Raw genomic sequence first — 17,473 nt, 5'->3', positions numbered from 1 at the left:
GGTCGGCGCATGCATGATGCATGTTGCTTGGAAATGGCATGAGAATAAGGTTTCGATGCTCTTGGACGGGAGGGCAAATGGCTTACCTTATTATGGGGCGGAAAAGGTTTTCATTCGTAACGGACAGGTTTCGAAGAATACCATTACTATTGTTTTTCAATCGTAATAAAAGCGGCACGGCGGCGGTCGAGTTCGCAATATTGGCGCCGGTTTTTCTTCTGATATTGATGGGCATGATTGCGTTCGGCCTCTATCTAGGCGTGGCGAACGCCGTGCAGCAGCTTGCGGCTGATGCGACGCGGACCGCATTGGCGGGCATCGATCCGCCGGAGCGGCTCGCGCTGGCGACCAGCTATATCCGGAAGAACGCGGCGAAATATTCGCTGATCGATCCTGAAAAGATGCAGGTGAACGTGGACAATGCTCAGTCCGACCCGAACCAGTTCACCGTGACGATCCAATATGATGCGGAAAACCTGCCGATCTGGAACCTGATGACGGGCCTGCCGCTTCCGGACACGATCATCACGAGGGCATCGACAATAAGGCTCGGCGGAATCTGAAACGGGCTGGGGGGCATAAGTCATGCGGGGTTTTGTATCGCGTTTCCTGGGTGCGCGGGGCGGCAATCTGGCGACGATGGCCGCGCTGGTCTCGCCGCTGTTCCTGGCGGTGGCGGCCTTCTGCGTGGACACGAGTTCGCTGTTTCTGGAACGGCGGCAGTTGCAGAACATGGCCGACCTTGCAGCCGTCGCGGGAGCGGCTTCGCTTTCGCAGGCCAATGAAGCGGTGCTGCGGCAATTGCAGGCGAACGGCGTCGATCCGGTGCTGATGACAGACGGCTACGACCCGTCCATCGTCAACGGGAAAGCCGACAATAAAACGCGGGTCTGGGTGGAGAAGGGCAACTATTTCCCCGACAAGGGTCGTGCGGTCGAAGACCGTTTCGTGGCGGGCGGTGCAAACCCGGATGCGGTTCGCGTCCGGCTGGCGCGTCCGGGCAATCTCTATTTCGGCCAGTCGTTCATCAGCCGACCAGCGCTTGGAGCGACCGGAACGGCGGCAACGAAGGCGGAAGCGGCATTTTCGGTCGGTTCGCGATTGTTGAGCCTGAATACCGATCAAAGCGTGCTGAATGGTCTTCTGGGCGGGCTTCTGGGAACCTCCCTTAATCTGAAGCTTATTGATTACAATGCCTTGGCTGCGACCGATATCAATCTCCTCGGCTTTCTGGACAAGCTTGCTCCCAAAGTTGGGTTGACGGCTGGAACCTACGACCAGTTGTTGAATACGGATGTTTCGGTCGGCGTGCTGGCGACCGTGCTGGCCGAGGTGGTGACGAACAATCCGACGGCCAAAGCAGCACTCGGCATTTTGGGCAAGGATGCTGTTGCATTGGCTACGAAACTGCCGGTCGGAAAGCTGCTGGGGCTCGGATCGTTGGCTAACGCTTCCTTAGGCTCCGGAGCCGGATACAACATAACCGCCAATGTTCTACAGCTGGTTTCAGCTGCGGTCATGATTGGAGGCAAGCACCAAGTGGATATTGCGTCGGGCTTGAACGTTCCAGGACTGCTTGGCGTTACTCTAAAAGTATTGGTGGGAGAAGCACCGGTGGGCACTCCATTTTTCAGAATTGGTGCAGCCGGGACTTTCGTACGCACAGCGCAGATCCGTTTGCAACTCGGTATCCGCGTCGGAGGGCAATCAGGCAATCCTTTGCTCGGTGTGGAACTCCTTAATGTCAATTTGCCGATAGCGATCGATATTGCCTCGGGTGAAGGAGAACTCAGAAATATAAGTTGTGCATCGGGCCCCACGGGCGCCAATGTCACGATTGCGGCAAAGCCCGGGATCGTCGGCATTTACCTTGGTGAGGTCAGTTCCTTCAGTGATTTGAATCGGAAACCCTCTGTAAGCAAAACGAGTATAGCTAAGGTGCAGTTATACCTTTTGGGGCTTCCAATCGGACTGGTCGACCTTGACGCAAAAGCTGAAGTGAAACTGGGAGAAAAGACAACGTCGCTGACATTCAACTACAATGATATTCAGAATAAAAAGATCAAGACTGCTTATTCGGACGATTTGGTGTCTTCGCTTTCAAGCTCGCTTCTCAAGAACATTGATATCGATTTGACACTGCTAAAAATAATAAAACTGCCGCTAGGAGATGTGGTGGGGCTGTTGGGAGTTTTGCTGACGCCTGTTGCCCCGGTAATTGACAACCTGCTCTTCGGAATTCTCGACTTGCTCGGTGTCAAACTGGGCGAGGCTGACGTTCAGGTGACCGGGGTTCTCTGTCAACGCGCCGTTCTTACACAGTGAGAAAACGGCAATAAAAAGCCCGGCTCAGCCGGGCTTTTGTCTGCGATTGGTGCGCTTATGCCGTGCCGGTGGAACCGAAACCGCCTGCACCGCGTGCCGTGTCGGTCACTTCGGTGCGCTCTTCGATCTTCGGCTGGACGACCGGCGCGAAAACAGCCTGCGCGATGCGCATGCCTCGTTCGATGCGGAAATCGTCATCGCCCAGATTGATCAGGAGAACCTTCACTTCACCACGATAGTCGGAATCGATGGTGCCGGGCGTGTTGAGGCAGGTGATGCCGTTTTTGAAGGCTAGGCCGGAACGCGGGCGAATCTGCACCTCGAAGCCTTCCGGAATCTCGAAGATCAGGCCGGTCGGCACCAGCGTGCGACGTCCCGGCAGGAGAACGATCTGGCGATCTTCGGCAACGGCTGCCCGCAGGTCCATGCCCGCCGAGCCAGACGTCTCATAGGCCGGGAGTTCAAGGTCCTTCGCATGTTCGAGCCGGATGATGCCGAGCGTTGGCGCGGAAGAGGATGCTGCGGTCATGAGGGAGCCTTTCCTGCAAGAGTTCAGTTGGCCTGCGAGAGTTCAATTAGCCTGCGAGAGACATTGTTTCATGGCGCATCTGTCTGGAAAACGTTCACACTTTTCCCGATGCGCTCAAACTGGCGACGCTCATACGTGAAAACCAATGAAAGGTGTACCGCCTATTTGGCGTTTTGCAATGATAGTACGGCACAGGGTCATGCAATTTGCACCGGGAATGTCCGCCGGGAATGAAAAACGCCCGATCGCGCCCATGGAACAAATCCATCCTTGGCCTGTTGGACTTCGTGTCGAAGGAAAGAGGATTTGAAAATGCCGAGCCCCGAAATGACCAGATGTATCGATGCCTGCCTTGATTGCTATCGCGTTTGCCTCGACACGGCCTCCAGCCACTGCCTTGAAGAAGGCGGGGCGCATGTCGAGCCGAAACATTACCGCATCATGCTGGCCTGCGTGGAAAGCTGCCGCGCGGCAGCGCACATAATGTTGCTCGACACGCCCCTTCATCGTGAAACCTGCGGAGCCTGCGCGAAGATTTGCGAAGCCTGTGCCCAATCCTGCCGCGAGGTCGGCGGCATGGAAAAATGCGTCGAAGCGTGCGAGCAGTGCGCGGCCATCTGCCGCGAAATGGCTGGCCATTAGAGCGTGTTTCGATCCGATTGAATCAGATTCGGCACCCCATCTCTTCCATTCGAAGCATATCCTGATCGTCCTCGTTCACTCCGGACGGATCATGCTCGAGGTGCCGGGACAGACGCGAAGAACGGGGGGCCGATCAAGCGGTCCCGCACAATCCGCTATTCCTTCAACGGCACGGCGGTGGTTTCCTTGATCTCCTCCATCACGAAAGAGGCCGAAACGTCCGAGAGCGGCACGCTCGCAATCAGTCGCTGGTAAAGACGGTCATAGGCCTTGACGTCTGAAACGCGGGCCTTGAGCACATAATCCAGATCACCTGTCATGCGATAAACGCCGACAATTTCCGGAAAGCGGCCCATGGCGGCGCGAAATTTCGTCAGCCAGTCAGGATCATGGCTCGATGTGCGCACCAGAATGAAGACCGACAGGCCGCAGCCCACCGTTTCGGCATCGACCAAGGCGACACGCGCCTTGATGATCCCTTCATCCTCCATGCGCTTTACCCGCCGCCAGCAGGCATTGCGGGAGAGGTGCACGCGCTCCGAGAGAGAATCAACGGACAAGGTTCCGTCGATTTGCAGTTCCCCCAGGATTTTACGGTCAATCTCGTCAAGAAATGGCTTCATCGTGGGATGATTGTCCCAATAAATCCACTTTGGCAAGGATATTTTGAGATTTCATCTCGAATGCATTTGCTAGAATGATTTTTCAGAAAGGTGCTTGCCGCGCCGGACAAAAGGGAACGAATTGCTCATTGACGGGAGTATTTCCAATGACCACTCGCATCACACGCCTCTTCACCGAACATCCACAGTCGGTTGACGAAACCTATTTCGAACATATGGCCTTTGCCGGTCGTTTTTCGTTCAAGCTTTTTTGTGCAGCCTTTGCAGCACTCATTCATGCAATTTTGCCATTTTTGTTCGAGAAGACGGCGAGCACGATCGTTCGCCAGCTTTATGAGCGGACGCATAACCGGGGCCGGTAATCGCCGGAGCAAAAATGTGTCGTTGGGCCGCCTATCTCGGACCTGAAACCTATCTGGAAGACATCATTTCGTCTCCCTGCCATTCGCTCGTGGCGCAAAGCCACGATGCGCATGAAGCCAAAACACGGACCAATGGCGACGGCTTCGGCGTTGCCTGGTACGGCCATCGCGACGAGCCGGGCCTTTACCGGGATATTCTGCCCGCATGGTCCGACCAGAATCTCCGCAGCCTGGCGCGACAGATACGGTCGCGCCTTTTTCTTGCGCATGTGCGGGCTTCGACCGGGGGGCTTACCAGCCGTTCCAACTGCCATCCCTTCGTTTCCGGCCGCTGGAGCTTCATGCATAACGGCCAGATCGGGCATTTCGACCGGTTGCGCCGCAGGCTGGAAAGCCATTTGAGCGATGCGATCTACGGCCAGAAGCACGGCGCCACCGATTCGGAGCTGATCTTCCTGCTGATGCTGGAATTCGGCCTCGACAATGACCCCGTTCTGGCGATGAAGCGCATGGTGGCAACGGTTGTCGAGGAAGCGGTCCGCGGCGGCGTGCCGCCATTTCTGCGGCTGACCGCCGCCTTCTCCGACGGAAGCCAGCTTTATGCCATCCGCTATGCGACCGATGCCTTTGCGCCGACGCTCTATACGGCGACGCTGGGCGGGTCGTCGGGCATTTGCGTGGTGTCGGAGCCGCTCGATGGCGAAGCTGCCAACTGGATGGCGGTGCCGGCAAACAGTTTCGTCACTGTTTCCCGGCAGGGGCGCATTGCGATCGAGGCTTTCGAGGAACCGATTTCCCGACCGCAGGATGCCGTGACAGTTTAGAGCGGCTTCGAAGCCTAGGCGCTGCCGATCAATATGCCCGCCGCCAGCACCAGCGCGCCGCCGAGAACCACCTGAAGCACCGAGCGGAAGAATGGTGTTTCCATATAGCGGTTCTGGATGAAGGCGATGGCCCAGAGCTCGAAGAAGACCAGAATCGCGGCAATGCTTGTGGCGGTCCAGAAATCCTGGATCAGGTAGGGCAGGGTATGGCCGAGGCCGCCCAGCGTCGTCATGATGCCGCAGGACAGGCCGCGCTTGACCGGTGAGCCGCGACCCGACAGCTTGCCGTCGTCGTGGATCGCTTCGGTAAAACCCATCGAAATACCGGCGCCGACCGAGGCCGACAGGCCGACCAGAAAGGTCTGCCACGTGTCCTGCGTTGCAAAGGCGGCGGCGAAGATCGGGGCGAGCGTCGATACGGAGCCGTCCATCAGGCCCGCGAGGCCCGGCTGGACATAAGTGAGGATGAACTGCTTGCGTTCGGCAGCGCGCTCCTCGTCCTGCACGTCATCCGGCGTCAGCGTGCTTTCCAGCGATTCAGCCTTGGCTTCGTGCTGCTTTTCCTGTTGGGCGAGGTCGCCCAGCAGCTTGCGTGTGTCCGCGTCGCTGACGCGCCTGGCCGCCTCGACATAGAAGCGATAGGCCTGTTCTTCCATTTCCGATGCGGCTTCGCGCACCTTGTCGATGCCAAGCGGACGCACCAGCCAGTCGGGCTTGCGATCATAATAGCCGCTGACATGCTCGCGGCGGATCAGCGGAATTCGATCGCCGAAGCGGGCCTTGTGACGTTCGATCAGCGCATCGCGGTGGCCATGTTCCTCCGCTGCCATCTGCTCGAAGATTTTGGCCGATTGCGGAAACTCGTCGCGCAGGCCGTCGGCATAAGCGAGATAGATGCGCGCATCGTCCTCCTCGGAGGATATGGCGAGCGCCAGAATTTCCTGTTCGGAAAGCGAATCGAAGGGACGGCGGTCATTGCGGAAGAATCGGCTGAGCATCCTGGGAATCCAAAGTTTAGAATGATTCTAAAATATGCCTCGGCATCCGGAAGTCAAGTCTTGCAGTGCGGACACAATTGGCGCATTAAAACCCGGCCCGGAAATGAGGGGCATCATATCAGCGACCCGATCAGAAGAGAGCGAATCGATGGCATCGACGAATCTCCACACAAGCAATAGTCCGCGTCCGCTTGACCGGCAGGATTTCCGCACGCTCGGCCTCTCGGCCCTTGGCGGCGCGCTGGAGTTTTATGATTTCATCATCTTCGTGTTCTTTGCCAGCGTCATCGGCCATCTGTTCTTTCCGCCCGACATGCCGGACTGGCTGGTGCTGATCCAGACCTTCGGCATTTTCGCAGCCGGCTATCTGGTGCGCCCCGTGGGCGGCATCGTGTTGGCACATTTCGGCGACAAGTTCGGCCGCAAGCGCGTCTTCGCCTTCTCTGTCTTTCTCATGTCCATCTCGACGCTGGCCATGGCCTGCCTGCCGACCTATGCGACGCTAGGCGTCGGTGCGCCGATCCTGCTGATCGTCTTCCGCATGTTGCAGGGCGCTGCCATTGGCGGCGAAGTGCCGGGTGCGTGGACCTTCGTGGCCGAACACGTTCCGGCCAATCGCGTCGGCATGGCCTGCGGGTTCCTCTGCTCGGGCCTGACGCTCGGCATCATGATCGGCTCGCTGATCGCGACTGCCATCAACTGGATTTTCACGCCGGAAGAACTGTCCGCCTTTGCGTGGCGCATTCCGTTCTTCATCGGTGGTATTTTCGGGCTGTTTGCCGTTTACCTGCGCCGCTGGCTGGCGGAAACGCCGATCTTCACCGAAATGAAGAACAGCCATCTGCTCAAGGACAAGCTGCCGCTCGGCACGGTGCTGCGCAACCATATGCATGGTGTCGTCATTTCCGTGCTGCTGACATGGATATTGTCGGCCGGCATCGTCGTCACCACGCTGATGACCGCGACCTTCCTGCAGAAGCTCTACGGTTACACGCCGCTGCAATCGCTCGCCGCCACAAGCTTCGGCACGCTTTTCCTGATGTTCGGCACGGTTGCCGCAGGCGCTATCGTGGACCGGATCGGCAGCGGGCGCTTCTTCGCCGTTGCAGGCATTTTCTTCGGTGTCGCGACCTTCGTCTTCTACACCTATGCGGGGGTTTCCCTGCCCGTCCTCTTCGCGCTTTATGCGGTAATGGGGCTTTCGGTCGGCATGGTCGGCGCGGTTCCCTATGTGATGGTACGCGCGTTCCCGGCGCCGGTGCGCTTCTCGGGCCTGTCGTTTTCCTACAATGTTTCCTATGCGGTCTTTGGCGGTCTGACGCCGGTGATCGTGACCTCGCTTCTGGCGGTCAACCCAATGGCCCACGCCTGGTATCTGGTGTTCATCGCCGTTCTGACCTGCGGGCTTGGCCTCTACCTGATGGCCCGCAGCGATCAGGTCGAAGGCGAGATCGGTCTGACGGAGCTTTCGACCGGGACTGCCGTTCCACAGCCGAACTGAGAAGAAGGGCCGCGAAAGCGGCCCTTTCTTTTGCGCATGTCTTTATCCCAAAGTGGGAACCGGTTTTGGGATATATGCTTAGTGTGCCGCGAGCTTTGCGGCACCGGGTTCCTTATCGTGGACGGCAAACCGGTCGATCAAGTCGGCGCTTGCTTCATTGAAGCCGATCACCGAAACATCCGTGCCGCTGGCGCGATATTTCAGTACCACCTTGTCGAGCGCGCCGACCGAGGTGATATCCCACAGATGAGCGCGGCTGACATCGATCGTGACCTTGCGTGCAGGCGTTGAAAAATCGAAAGCTGCGATGAAGTTTTGCGCCGAGGCGAAGAAAATCTGGCCCTCCACCGTATAGACGCGTTCGCTTCCGTCCGCGCTCGCGGTTTCGCTTACCCGGAACATTCTGGCGACCTTGCCTGCGAAGAACACGCCGGAAAGCAGAACGCCCACCAGAACACCCTTGGCCAGGTCATGGGTGGAGACGACTGTAACAACGGTTGCCAGCATGACGATGGAGGAGGATGGCGGATTGCGGCGCAGGTCAAGGATTGAACGCCACGAGAAGGTGCCGATGGAGACCATGATCATGACTGCCACGAGCGCCGCCATCGGAATGATGCGCACCAGATCGTCGAGAACCAGAATCAGGAACAGCAGGAAAGATCCGGCAACGAAGGTCGACAGCCTTCCGCGACCACCGGAGGAAACATTGATGACCGACTGCCCGATCATGGCGCAACCGCCCATGCCGCCGATCAGCGCCGAGGCGATGTTGCTGGTGCCCTGACCGATGCATTCCTGGCTCTTGTTGCTGGTCGTGTCCGTCATGTCATCGACAATCTGGGCGGTCATCAGCGATTCGAGCAGACCGACTGCCGCAAGCGTGATCGAATAGGGCAGGATGATCTGCAGGGTTTCCAGCGTCAGCGGCACCTGCGGCAGGGCGAAGACCGGCAGTGCGGAGGGCAGTTCGCCGAGATCGCCGACGGTTCGCAAATCCATGCCGGTCGTCCAGGCAAGCGTGGTGAGCACGGCAATGGCGACAAGCGGCGAGGGGATCACCTTGGTGACGCGGGGGAACAGATAGATGATGGCGAGACCGCCTGCGATCATCCAGTAGGTCTGGACCGGGACATGGATGAGTTCGGGCAACTGCGCCATGAAGATGAGGATCGCCAAGGCATTGACGAAACCGGTGATGACCGAGCGTGAAACGAAACGCATCAAACGGCCCAGTTTCAGAAACCCTGCAAGAATTTGCAAAATGCCCATCAGGATGGTGGCGGCAAAGAGATATTGCAGCCCGTGTTCCTTGACGAGCGAGACCATCACAACTGCGGTTGCGGCGGTCGCAGCCGAGATCATGCCGGGACGTCCGCCGGTGAAGGCCGAAACACAGGCAATGGCGAAGGAGGCGAAAAGACCGACCTTGGGGTCGACGCCTGCGATGACCGAAAAGCCGATGGCTTCCGGAATGAGGGCAAGTGCTACGACGATGCCGGAAAGAATATCGCCGCGAATATTGGAGAACCACTCGCGGCGGTAGGCAGCAAGACGTGTCATTGAATTTTCCGCAAATAGAAAACGGACAGGAATGCCCGTATCAACATGGCCGATTGTAAAAATGGGGGATGTTGTTGCGTTGTCTGGCGGATAGGCGGCCAGAAGAGCCACCCGGGCTTTCACCGGGTCCTTGCGAATACGCTTGTATAAACAAAAAGAGCGCAGCAGGGCAATGACCAGCTGCGCTCTTTCCTGAACATTACTATTCAGAGAATCTTCTGCATGAAGGTCAGATCGAGCCAGCGCCCGAATTTCTGGCCGACCTGTCTCAGCGTGCCGCAATCCTCGAAACCCTGCGATTTGTGCAAGGCGACGGACGCGGCATTGCCAGCCTCGATGCCGGCAACCAGCACGTGCACCTTGCGCTCGCGCGCTTCCTCCACAAGTTCGGCCAAAAGGGCGCGTCCGATGCCACCGCCGCGGGCATTGCTCGCCACATAGATCGAAAGTTCGGAGGAATGGCGGAAGCCCTCGAACGGGCGAAACGGGCCATAGCTCGCATAGCCGAGTATAGCGCCATCGCGCTCGGCAACCAGCACCGGAAAGCCGTCGCGGTTGCGGGCTTTCAGCCATTCGCGGCGGTTTTCCAGATCGACAAGCGTTTCGTTCCAGATGGCAAGCGTGTTTTCGACGGCATCATTGTAGATGGCCAGCAGGGCGGGGAGGTCTGCTTCTGTCGCGTGGCGGATGAGGAGGTTCATTGCGGGGGCCTTGTCGATAGCGATAGGTTTTACTGAAATAGTCCTCTTGATCCACGATGTAAAAGAAAACGGCCGGATTTCTCCCGCCGTCAACAATTGCATCCATCTGGCAAGCGCATTCTTCCCTCATCCTGAGGTGCTGAGCGAAGCCTCGCAAGGGAAACGCACGACAATCCTGACCGAGCGGTTTGGGCAGCAAGATTGCCGCCGGGTCGCTCGCCCCCCTCAGCCCTTCGAGACGGTTTCCTTCGCTGCGCTCAGGACACCTCCTCAGGATGAGGGGGAGGAGGCGATGAATATCAGGACGCCTGTTTCAACTCTAGGCGGCGGCGATGCAGGACCGGCTCGGTGTAGCCGTTCGGCTGTTCGCGGCCCTTGAAGACGAGATCGCAGGCGGCCTGGAAGGCGATGGACTTGTCGAAGTCCGCCGCCATCGGGCGATAAAGCGGATCGCCTTCGTTCTGCTTGTCGACGACTGCTGCCATGCGCTTCATGGTTTCCATCACCTGCGCCTCGGTCACGACGCCATGATGGAGCCAGTTGGCGATGTGCTGCGCGGAGATGCGCAGCGTTGCGCGGTCTTCCATCAGGCCGACATTGTTGATGTCCGGCACCTTGGAGCAGCCGACGCCCTGATCGACCCAGCGCACGACATAACCCAGAATGCCTTGTGCGTTGTTGTCGATTTCCTTCTGGATGTCTTCCGGCGTCCAGTTCGGGCGGGTTGCGACGGGCACCGACAGGATATCGTCCAGCCTGGCGCGCGGGCGGCTCTTCAGTTTCTCCTGAACGCTGGCAACGTCCACCTGATGATAATGAGTCGCATGCAGCGTGGCAGCGGTCGGCGACGGCACCCATGCAGTGTTCGCGCCGGCCTTCGGATGCACGATCTTCTGCTCCAGCATCGCGGCCATCAGGTCGGGCATCGCCCACATGCCCTTGCCGATCTGTGCGTGGCCGGAAAGGCCGCATTCCAGTCCGATATCGACATTCCACTGTTCGTAAGCGCCGATCCATGCGGCCTGCTTCATGTCGCCCTTGCGGATCATCGGGCCAGCTTCCATCGAAGTATGGATTTCGTCGCCGGTGCGATCAAGGAAGCCGGTATTGATGAAGACGACGCGATCCTTGGCAGCGCGGATCGCCTCCTTGAGGTTGACGGTCGTGCGGCGTTCTTCGTCCATCACACCCATCTTGAGGGTGTTGGGCTTCATGCCGAGCATTTCTTCCGTGCGGGTGAAAAGCTCGTTGGCGAAAGCCACTTCTTCCGGGCCGTGCATCTTCGGCTTGACGATATAGACCGAACCTTCGCGCGAATTCATGTGGCGGCCGTTCGGACCAATATCGTGCAGCGCGATCAGGCTGGTGAAGGCAGCATCCATGATGCCTTCCGGCACTTCATTGCCCTCGGCATCGAGAATGGCCGGGTTGGTCATCAGGTGGCCGACATTGCGCACCAGCATGAGCGAACGGCCCTTGAGCGTCAGCGTGGAACCATCGGCAGCCTTATAGCTGCGGTCGCCATTGAGGCGGCGGGTCATCTGCTTGCCATTCTTTTCGAACGTGTCTTCCAATTTGCCGTTCATCAGGCCGAGCCAGTTGCGATAGACCGCAACCTTGTCTTCGGCATCGACGGCGGCAATGGAATCCTCGCAATCCTGGATCGTGCTGATGGCCGATTCCAGAACCATGTCGGCAATATGCGCCGGATCGGTCTTTCCGATCGGGTGGTCCGCATTGACGACAATGTCGACATGCATGTTGTTCTTGGCGAGAAGCACATTCGTCGGGGCGGCGGCATCGCCATTATAGCCCTTGAACTGGCTTTCATCCTTCAGTGCGGTTGCCGAACCGTCGGCGAGCCTGATTTCAAGCTTGCCGTCTTTCACGGAGAGACCGGCGACGTCGGCCCATTTGCCAGAGGCGAGGGGGGCGCTTTCATCGAGGAAGTTCTTCGCCCAGGCGATAACCTTTTCACCGCGCTTGGGATTGTAGCCCTTGCCCTTTTCCGCGCCATCGGCGTCGGAGATGGCATCGGTGCCGTAGAGCGCATCATAGAGCGAACCCCAGCGCGCATTGGCAGCGTTCAGCGCATAGCGCGCGTTCATGACCGGAACGACGAGCTGCGGACCGGCGATATGGGCGATTTCCGGATCGACATTGGCGGTCGACACCTTGAACTCGCCGCCTTCCGGCAGGAGGTAGCCAATGTCTTTCAGGAACTGCTGGTAGTCGGCCTGGGTGTAACCCTTGTCGCGGTTCTGTTTGTACCAGGCGTCGATTTTGGCCTGAAGGTCGTCGCGCTTGGCGAGGAGGGCGCGGTTCTTCGGTGCGAGATCGCGGACGATAGCGGCAAAGCCCTTCCAGAACTTTTCCGGTTCCACACCGGTGCCGGGCGCAGCCTCCTTGGCCAGAAATTCCACCAGTTCGGGGGCAACGCGCAAGCCTTCTATCTCAACGTAATTACCGGCTTTCTGAGAAACCATGGCTCCGCCTCCTTCAAAATAAACAAAATCGCCGCCGGCACTCTTCAGTGCCAGCCGTCATGCCGCCTTTGAACCGCTTTGACGTGCGTTCGTCAATCGGGGCGCGGGCACATCATCTGTGACGCTGCGGCGAAAATAGCTTCTATAGCGATAACTTGGCGCGGATATCGTCTGGGGTAAAGCCCTGTTCGCGCAGCGATGCGAGCGCGGTATCCCGGCGGCTTTTCGACAGTTTCAATCCGTCGTCGCCCAGCACCAGATCATGGTGGTGATAGAGCGGTTCCGGCAGGCCGAGCAATTTCTGCAGGAGCCGGTGCACGGATGTCGCGTGAAACAGATCGCGCCCGCGCACCACATGGGTGATGCCTTGCAGGGCATCGTCCACCACTACGGAAAGGTGATAGCTGGTCGGCGTGTCCTTGCGCGCAATCACCACGTCGCCCCAGCGTGCGGGGTCGGCGACGACGCATCCCGTTTCATTTTCCGGACCCGCACCGCTTTCATTCCAGGTCAGGGGCTTGAACAGCGGTTCGCCTGCGGCGGCAATTGCCCCAAGCGCCTTGTCCATATTGAGCCGCCACGCATAGGGCATGCCCGAAGCGATGCGCTCCATCTGTTCCTTTTCGGTCAGATCGCGTTCGCCCTGCGGATAAAGCGGCGTCCCGTCCGGGTCGGACGGCCATTCCTCGCCCTTGGCGAAAGCTTCGCCGATCTGCTCGCGAACCTCGCCCCGGCTGAGGAAGGCAGGATAGACGAGGCCCTTGTCGGCAAGTTTGGTGAGGGCATTGCGATATTCGCCAAAATGCTCCGACTGGCGGCGGACAGGGGTTTCCCATGTCAGGCCAAGCCAGCGAAGATCGTCGTAAATGCCTTGCTCCAGCGCAGGTGTGCAGCGCGCGGTGTCGATATCTTCCATGCGCAGCAGAAAACGTCCGTTGCTCTTTGCCGCCATATCCGCATTCAGGAGGGCGGAATAGGCATGGCCAAGATGCAACTGGCCATTGGGACTGGGAGCAAAGCGGAAGACGGGTTGGGTCATGGCAGGTTCAATGTCTGTTGCCGGGTCAGTTGCCGATGTCAGTTGATTGTCATCTGATTCCATTGGTACGGTGCCCGTCGCAGAAATGAAAGGCCAGGGGATGCGGCGGATCGATACATTGAGCGATATTGAAGCCGGGCTGGAGGCGCTGGTTCTGGCCGATACGCGGCTCGCCGATATTCGCAGCCGCTCCCATGCGGTGCCGCTGCGCCGGTCCGAACCGGGGTTTGAAAGTCTCGCCTCGATCATTGTCGCGCAGCAGGTATCGACGGCCAGCGCGGCCGCGATCTGGGCGCGTCTGAAACAGGCAATCGATCCATTGACGCCGGAAGCCTATATTGCGGGCGGGGAGGAGGCCTGGCGTTTTGCCGGTCTCTCGCGGCCAAAGCAGAGAACGCTTCTGGCTGTGAGCGAAGCGCTTGCCCGGGATGGCCTCGACCTGCACGGGCTTTGCGAACTCCCTGCCGGGGAAGCGATCGCGGCTCTGACGGCGATCAAGGGCATCGGCCCGTGGACGGCGGAGGTCTATCTGCTGTTTGCCGCCGGTCATCCGGACGTGTTTCCGGCGGGCGATGTGGCGTTGCAGACGGCGGTCGGCCATGCCTTTGCGCACGAGACCCGGCCCGATGCAGTGGCGCTTCGCAAGCTTGCGGAAGACTGGGCGCCGTGGCGTGGCGTGGCGGCGCGATTGTTCTGGGCCTATTATGCCGCTATCAAGGGACGCGAGGCTGCGCCGCTTCTGTAAATCTTGCGTGTTTCCCGAAGCATAAATGCGTTTCCGCTTCACAATCCTGTCACGTCGGGCTTACATTATCCACATCGGCTGATGACGGTATTTCGATTCGCAGAAGCTTGATTTGTCTGCGCATCGCCGCACCGTCTTCATGAGATTGGAGCGTCGTTGTTGCGCCCAAATGGACGCGCGGCGCTTCGATGAGAAGCGCAATTCCGCATGGAGAGCCATTTCGCCCTTTTTCGGAGTTGCTCTGAAGGAGGTGCGCCCTTGACTGTTGCCGTCTCGCCCAGAACCGTCTCGACCAGTGGCTTGCCCGCGCTGGTTCTGAACGCGGATTATCGCCCGCTCAGCTATTATCCCCTCTCGCTCTGGTCCTGGCAGGATGCGATCAAGGCGGTGTTTCTTGAACGCGTGAATATCGTGGCGGAATACGATCACATCGTTTCCTCGCCATCGTTTTCCATGCGCGTTCCGAGCGTCATCTGCCTGAAGGATTATGTGAAGCCGCCGCGTTATCCCGCGTTCACCCGCTTCAATGTCTTCCTGCGTGATCGTTTCGAGTGCCAGTATTGCGGGTCGCCGCATGACCTGACCTTCGATCACGTTACCCCGCGTTGCCATGGCGGCGAGACGACGTGGGAAAATGTGGTCGCCGCCTGTTCACCATGCAATCTGCGCAAGGGCGGCATGATGCCCGCCGTCGCGCATATGTGGCCGCGCCAGAAGCCGGTCATGCCGACCGTGCAGGATCTGCACAATAACGGACGCCTTTTCCCTCCCAACCATCTGCACGACAGCTGGCTCGATTTTCTGTACTGGGATGTCGAACTGGAGCCTTGATTCCTATAGTTTTCCGCTCTTACTTCCCACTTTTCGCAAAAGCGCCGTAGTAGCCGATCGCTGCAAAGAGCAGGCTTGCGACGACGTTCCATCCGGCAAAGGACAGGCCGAGGAAGTGGCCCGGCGCGCTATCGCATGCGGGCGGGCGCGTGGAATTGAGGTCGCTCAGAAGATTGCCCGCATCCAGCGTGACCTTCATGGTCGCGGCGCTGCAATCGATCGGGCCGGGCCAGTATTTCAGTTCGACGCCGGTGTGATAGATCGCAAGCGCCAGCCCATAGGTCATCAGCAGCGCGCCGATGAGAATCAGGCCGCGCGTCAGGATCGGGGGCCATTTCAGGCCGTAGGAGACCCGCGCCGCCGCCAGAACCGGAACGCCGATATAATAAGGCGTGCGTTGTTCGAGGCAGAGCTTGCAGGGCATGAAGCCAGCCAGATGTTCGAAACCCAGCGCCGTGCCGACGGTTGCGGCAAGGCCGATGGTCATTATGCCCGCGGTCCATGCCTGTGTTTTGCCGACCGGATTATTGAGTGCAAACGCCATGTGGGTTTCCCTGAAAAGGTGCTCTGGATATATCTAAGCGCAAAATCTGCCTTGTTTCCAAGCAGTTCATTTTGACCGAGTTTGGGCGAACCGCTCAGGCGTGAAGGTATTTCACAGCAAAGAACAGCGCAATCAGGGCAACCGCCACCACACTTGCGATCAGGCCCAGGCGCTTTTCGATGAAATGGCGGATCGGTTCGCCATAGCGGCGCAGCAGCCAGGCTAGGAAGAAGAAGCGTGCGCCGCGCGCCGCGATCGCCGATGCGATGAACAGCCAGATATTGATGCCCGCTGCACCGGACAGGATCGTCACCACCTTTATTGGCGGCAGATGCGCGAGGCCGGAGGTGATCAGCATCAACAGGATCGCGTCGGCGCTGGTCGTGCCACGCAATTGCTCGAACGTGTCGAGCTTGCCGTACATTTCGAGCACCGGCTTGGCGATCTGTTCATAGGCGTGATAGCCCAGATACCAGCCTGCAATGCCGCCGAGGACGGATGAAACCGTGGCAATGAAGGCGTAGCGCCAGGCGCGCTCCGGCCTTGCTAGCGCCATCGGCAGAAACAGGACGTCGGCGGGTACGAGAAAGACGGAGCTTTCCACGAATGCGATGATGGCCAGCCACCATTCGGCGGATTTTCTTGCGGCAAGCGAAATCGTCCAGTCGTAAAGGCGGCGCAGCATATATTTTCCGGATTATCTTCGGCGAAAGCCATATTAGCGATTACACCGTCTATAGATAAAAAAGATGGCGCGAACAATGCGCGCCATCCTCTTTGATATTGCTTTGCACCGGACAGTTCGGGAACGGACTGGAAACCGGCTTTTGCTAACGCTTGTAGGCGCTGCAAATATATTTGGTTTCGAGATATTCATCGATGCCGTATTTGGAGCCCTCACGACCGAGGCCCGACTGCTTCACGCCACCAAACGGCGCGACTTCGTTGGAAATGAGCCCGGTATTATGGCCGACCATGCCGTATTCCAGCCCCTCGCTCACACGGATCGCGCGGCTGAAATTCTCCGTATAGAAGTAAGCTGCCAGCCCGAAGATCGTGTCATTGGCCATGGCGATGACTTCTTCTTCCGTGTCGAAGGCAAAGAGCGGGGCCAATGGACCGAAGGTTTCTTCCCTGGCCACGATCATGTCGGCGGTCACGCCGGTCAGCACGCCCGGTTCGAAGAACAGGCCACCCAGTTCCTTGCCGCCAGTGATGAGCTTCGCTCCCTTGGACAGGGCGTCATCGATATGGGCCTTGACCTTGGTGATGGCTTTCGGCTCGATCATCGGCCCGATGACGACGCCCGGCTCCGTACCGTTGCCGACCTTGAGTTCCTTGACCTTCGCCGCGAGCTTTTCAGCGAACTTGTCGTAAATTCCGCGCTGCACATAGATGCGGTTGGCGCAGACACAGGTCTGTCCCGCATTGCGATATTTGGAAATCATCGCGCCATCGACGGCTGCGTCCAGATCGGCATCGTCAAAGACGATGAACGGCGCGTTGCCGCCCAGTTCCAGCGAGATGCGCTTGATGGTCGGCGCGCATTGCGCCATCAGCAGGCGACCGACTTCGGTGGATCCTGTGAAGGAGAGCTTGCGCACCGTTTCATTGCTCGTCAGCTCGGCGCCGATTTCGCGCGCCTTGCCGGTGACGATCTGCAGGACCCCGGCGGGAATGCCAGCCTTTTCGGCAAGAACACCCAGCGCCAGCGCCGTCAGCGGAGTCAGGTCCGCAGGACGAACGATCATCGTGCAGCC

At 58.8% G+C, this 17,473-nt stretch carries 18 protein-coding genes and 1 other annotated feature (1 of these 19 only partly in view); of the genes, 7 read left to right on the top strand and 11 right to left on the bottom strand.

Annotation, left to right across the window (positions count from 1 at the left end; translation table 11 throughout):
• Positions 1 to 149 precede the first annotated feature (149 nt).
• Positions 150 to 563: a TadE/TadG family type IV pilus assembly protein gene (locus tag OINT_RS09915; protein ID WP_021587964.1), complete on the top strand. Its 414-nt coding sequence runs from the start codon at positions 150 to 152 to the stop codon at positions 561 to 563.
• 22 nt (positions 564 to 585) lie between these two features.
• Complete coding sequence (locus OINT_RS09910) at positions 586 to 2,325, top strand: pilus assembly protein TadG-related protein (RefSeq protein WP_006467660.1); 1,740 nt, start codon at positions 586 to 588, stop codon at positions 2,323 to 2,325.
• Positions 2,326 to 2,380: 55 nt separating this feature from the next.
• Here the strand turns inward: OINT_RS09910 and dut are convergent, their stop codons facing one another.
• The 3 genes from dut to OINT_RS09895 all read right to left on the bottom strand — a co-directional run bounded on the left by dut (position 2,381) and on the right by OINT_RS09895 (position 4,119).
• Positions 2,381 to 2,854, bottom strand: a complete 474-nt coding sequence (gene dut, locus OINT_RS09905) for a dUTP diphosphatase (protein ID WP_006467659.1) — start codon at positions 2,852 to 2,854, stop codon at positions 2,381 to 2,383.
• Positions 2,855 to 2,983: 129 nt separating this feature from the next.
• Positions 2,984 to 3,493: a hypothetical protein gene (locus tag OINT_RS24360; RefSeq protein ID WP_036566030.1), complete on the bottom strand. Its 510-nt coding sequence runs from the start codon at positions 3,491 to 3,493 to the stop codon at positions 2,984 to 2,986.
• A gap of 158 nt (positions 3,494 to 3,651) precedes the next feature.
• Positions 3,652 to 4,119 carry an Lrp/AsnC family transcriptional regulator gene (locus tag OINT_RS09895; RefSeq protein ID WP_006473245.1) on the bottom strand — a complete coding sequence of 156 codons (468 nt, stop codon included), beginning with the start codon at positions 4,117 to 4,119 and terminating at the stop codon, positions 3,652 to 3,654.
• Positions 4,120 to 4,265: 146 nt separating this feature from the next.
• Here OINT_RS09895 and OINT_RS09890 point away from each other — a divergent pair, with 146 nt between their 5' ends.
• Both OINT_RS09890 and OINT_RS09885 read left to right on the top strand, forming a co-directional pair.
• Positions 4,266 to 4,481: a DUF6356 family protein gene (locus OINT_RS09890; RefSeq protein WP_006473246.1), complete on the top strand. Its 216-nt coding sequence runs from the start codon at positions 4,266 to 4,268 to the stop codon at positions 4,479 to 4,481.
• 14 nt (positions 4,482 to 4,495) lie between these two features.
• Positions 4,496 to 5,305: a class II glutamine amidotransferase gene (locus OINT_RS09885; protein ID WP_006467656.1), complete on the top strand. Its 810-nt coding sequence runs from the start codon at positions 4,496 to 4,498 to the stop codon at positions 5,303 to 5,305.
• A 14-nt stretch (positions 5,306 to 5,319) separates the two neighbouring features.
• Here OINT_RS09885 and mbfA read toward each other — a convergent pair whose 3' ends face one another.
• On the bottom strand, positions 5,320 to 6,303 hold the full coding sequence (gene mbfA / locus OINT_RS09880) for an iron exporter MbfA (protein ID WP_006467655.1): 984 nt from the start codon (positions 6,301 to 6,303) through the stop codon (positions 5,320 to 5,322).
• Between the two features lie 148 nt (positions 6,304 to 6,451).
• On the opposite strand from mbfA, the gene OINT_RS09875 reads away from it, so the two are divergent.
• Entirely contained in the window at positions 6,452 to 7,804 is a 1,353-nt protein-coding gene (locus OINT_RS09875) for an MFS transporter (protein ID WP_006473247.1), read from the top strand.
• A 78-nt stretch (positions 7,805 to 7,882) separates the two neighbouring features.
• Here the strand turns inward: OINT_RS09875 and OINT_RS09870 are convergent, their stop codons facing one another.
• The 4 genes from OINT_RS09870 to gluQRS form a co-directional block, all read right to left on the bottom strand.
• Entirely contained in the window at positions 7,883 to 9,367 is a 1,485-nt protein-coding gene (locus tag OINT_RS09870; RefSeq protein WP_006473248.1) for a SulP family inorganic anion transporter, read from the bottom strand.
• Between the two features lie 77 nt (positions 9,368 to 9,444).
• Positions 9,445 to 9,500: a sequence feature (sul1 is cis-regulatory element that is thought to sense ions involved in sulfur or methionine metabolism; They are found in Alphaproteobacteria), on the bottom strand.
• A gap of 73 nt (positions 9,501 to 9,573) precedes the next feature.
• Entirely contained in the window at positions 9,574 to 10,068 is a 495-nt protein-coding gene (locus OINT_RS09865) for a GNAT family N-acetyltransferase (RefSeq protein WP_006473249.1), read from the bottom strand.
• A 299-nt stretch (positions 10,069 to 10,367) separates the two neighbouring features.
• A complete protein-coding gene (locus OINT_RS09860) occupies positions 10,368 to 12,554 on the bottom strand; it encodes a malate synthase G (RefSeq protein ID WP_006467651.1) in 2,187 nt (728 codons plus the stop codon).
• A 142-nt stretch (positions 12,555 to 12,696) separates the two neighbouring features.
• Entirely contained in the window at positions 12,697 to 13,593 is an 897-nt protein-coding gene (gene gluQRS / locus OINT_RS09855; RefSeq protein WP_006473251.1) for a tRNA glutamyl-Q(34) synthetase GluQRS, read from the bottom strand.
• Between the two features lie 100 nt (positions 13,594 to 13,693).
• On the opposite strand from gluQRS, the gene OINT_RS09850 reads away from it, so the two are divergent.
• Together OINT_RS09850 and OINT_RS09845 are read left to right on the top strand one after the other, a co-directional pair.
• The gene (locus OINT_RS09850) at positions 13,694 to 14,338 is read left to right on the top strand and encodes a DNA-3-methyladenine glycosylase family protein (RefSeq protein WP_025090934.1); all 645 of its coding nucleotides are present in this window, start codon (positions 13,694 to 13,696) and stop codon (positions 14,336 to 14,338) included.
• A 258-nt stretch (positions 14,339 to 14,596) separates the two neighbouring features.
• Complete coding sequence (locus OINT_RS09845; RefSeq protein ID WP_006473253.1) at positions 14,597 to 15,169, top strand: HNH endonuclease; 573 nt, start codon at positions 14,597 to 14,599, stop codon at positions 15,167 to 15,169.
• A 19-nt stretch (positions 15,170 to 15,188) separates the two neighbouring features.
• On the opposite strand, the gene OINT_RS09840 is transcribed toward OINT_RS09845, so the two are convergent.
• The 3 genes from OINT_RS09840 to OINT_RS09830 form a co-directional block, all read right to left on the bottom strand.
• Complete coding sequence (locus OINT_RS09840) at positions 15,189 to 15,713, bottom strand: disulfide bond formation protein B (protein ID WP_006467647.1); 525 nt, start codon at positions 15,711 to 15,713, stop codon at positions 15,189 to 15,191.
• A gap of 94 nt (positions 15,714 to 15,807) precedes the next feature.
• Positions 15,808 to 16,398, bottom strand: a complete 591-nt coding sequence (locus OINT_RS09835) for a YqaA family protein (RefSeq protein WP_006467646.1) — start codon at positions 16,396 to 16,398, stop codon at positions 15,808 to 15,810.
• Between the two features lie 145 nt (positions 16,399 to 16,543).
• A protein-coding gene (locus OINT_RS09830; protein WP_006467645.1) for an NAD-dependent succinate-semialdehyde dehydrogenase crosses the window boundary here: on the bottom strand, positions 16,544 to 17,473 show its 3' portion. Its footprint extends 522 nt past the window's final position; only the last 930 of its 1,452 coding nucleotides appear in the window; the start codon falls outside the window, past its right edge; it ends in the stop codon at positions 16,544 to 16,546.

This window comes from Brucella intermedia LMG 3301, from assembly GCF_000182645.1.
GTDB classification, from domain to species: Bacteria; Pseudomonadota; Alphaproteobacteria; order Rhizobiales; family Rhizobiaceae; genus Brucella; species Brucella intermedia.
This window is presented reverse-complemented; position numbering and strand designations above follow the sequence as displayed.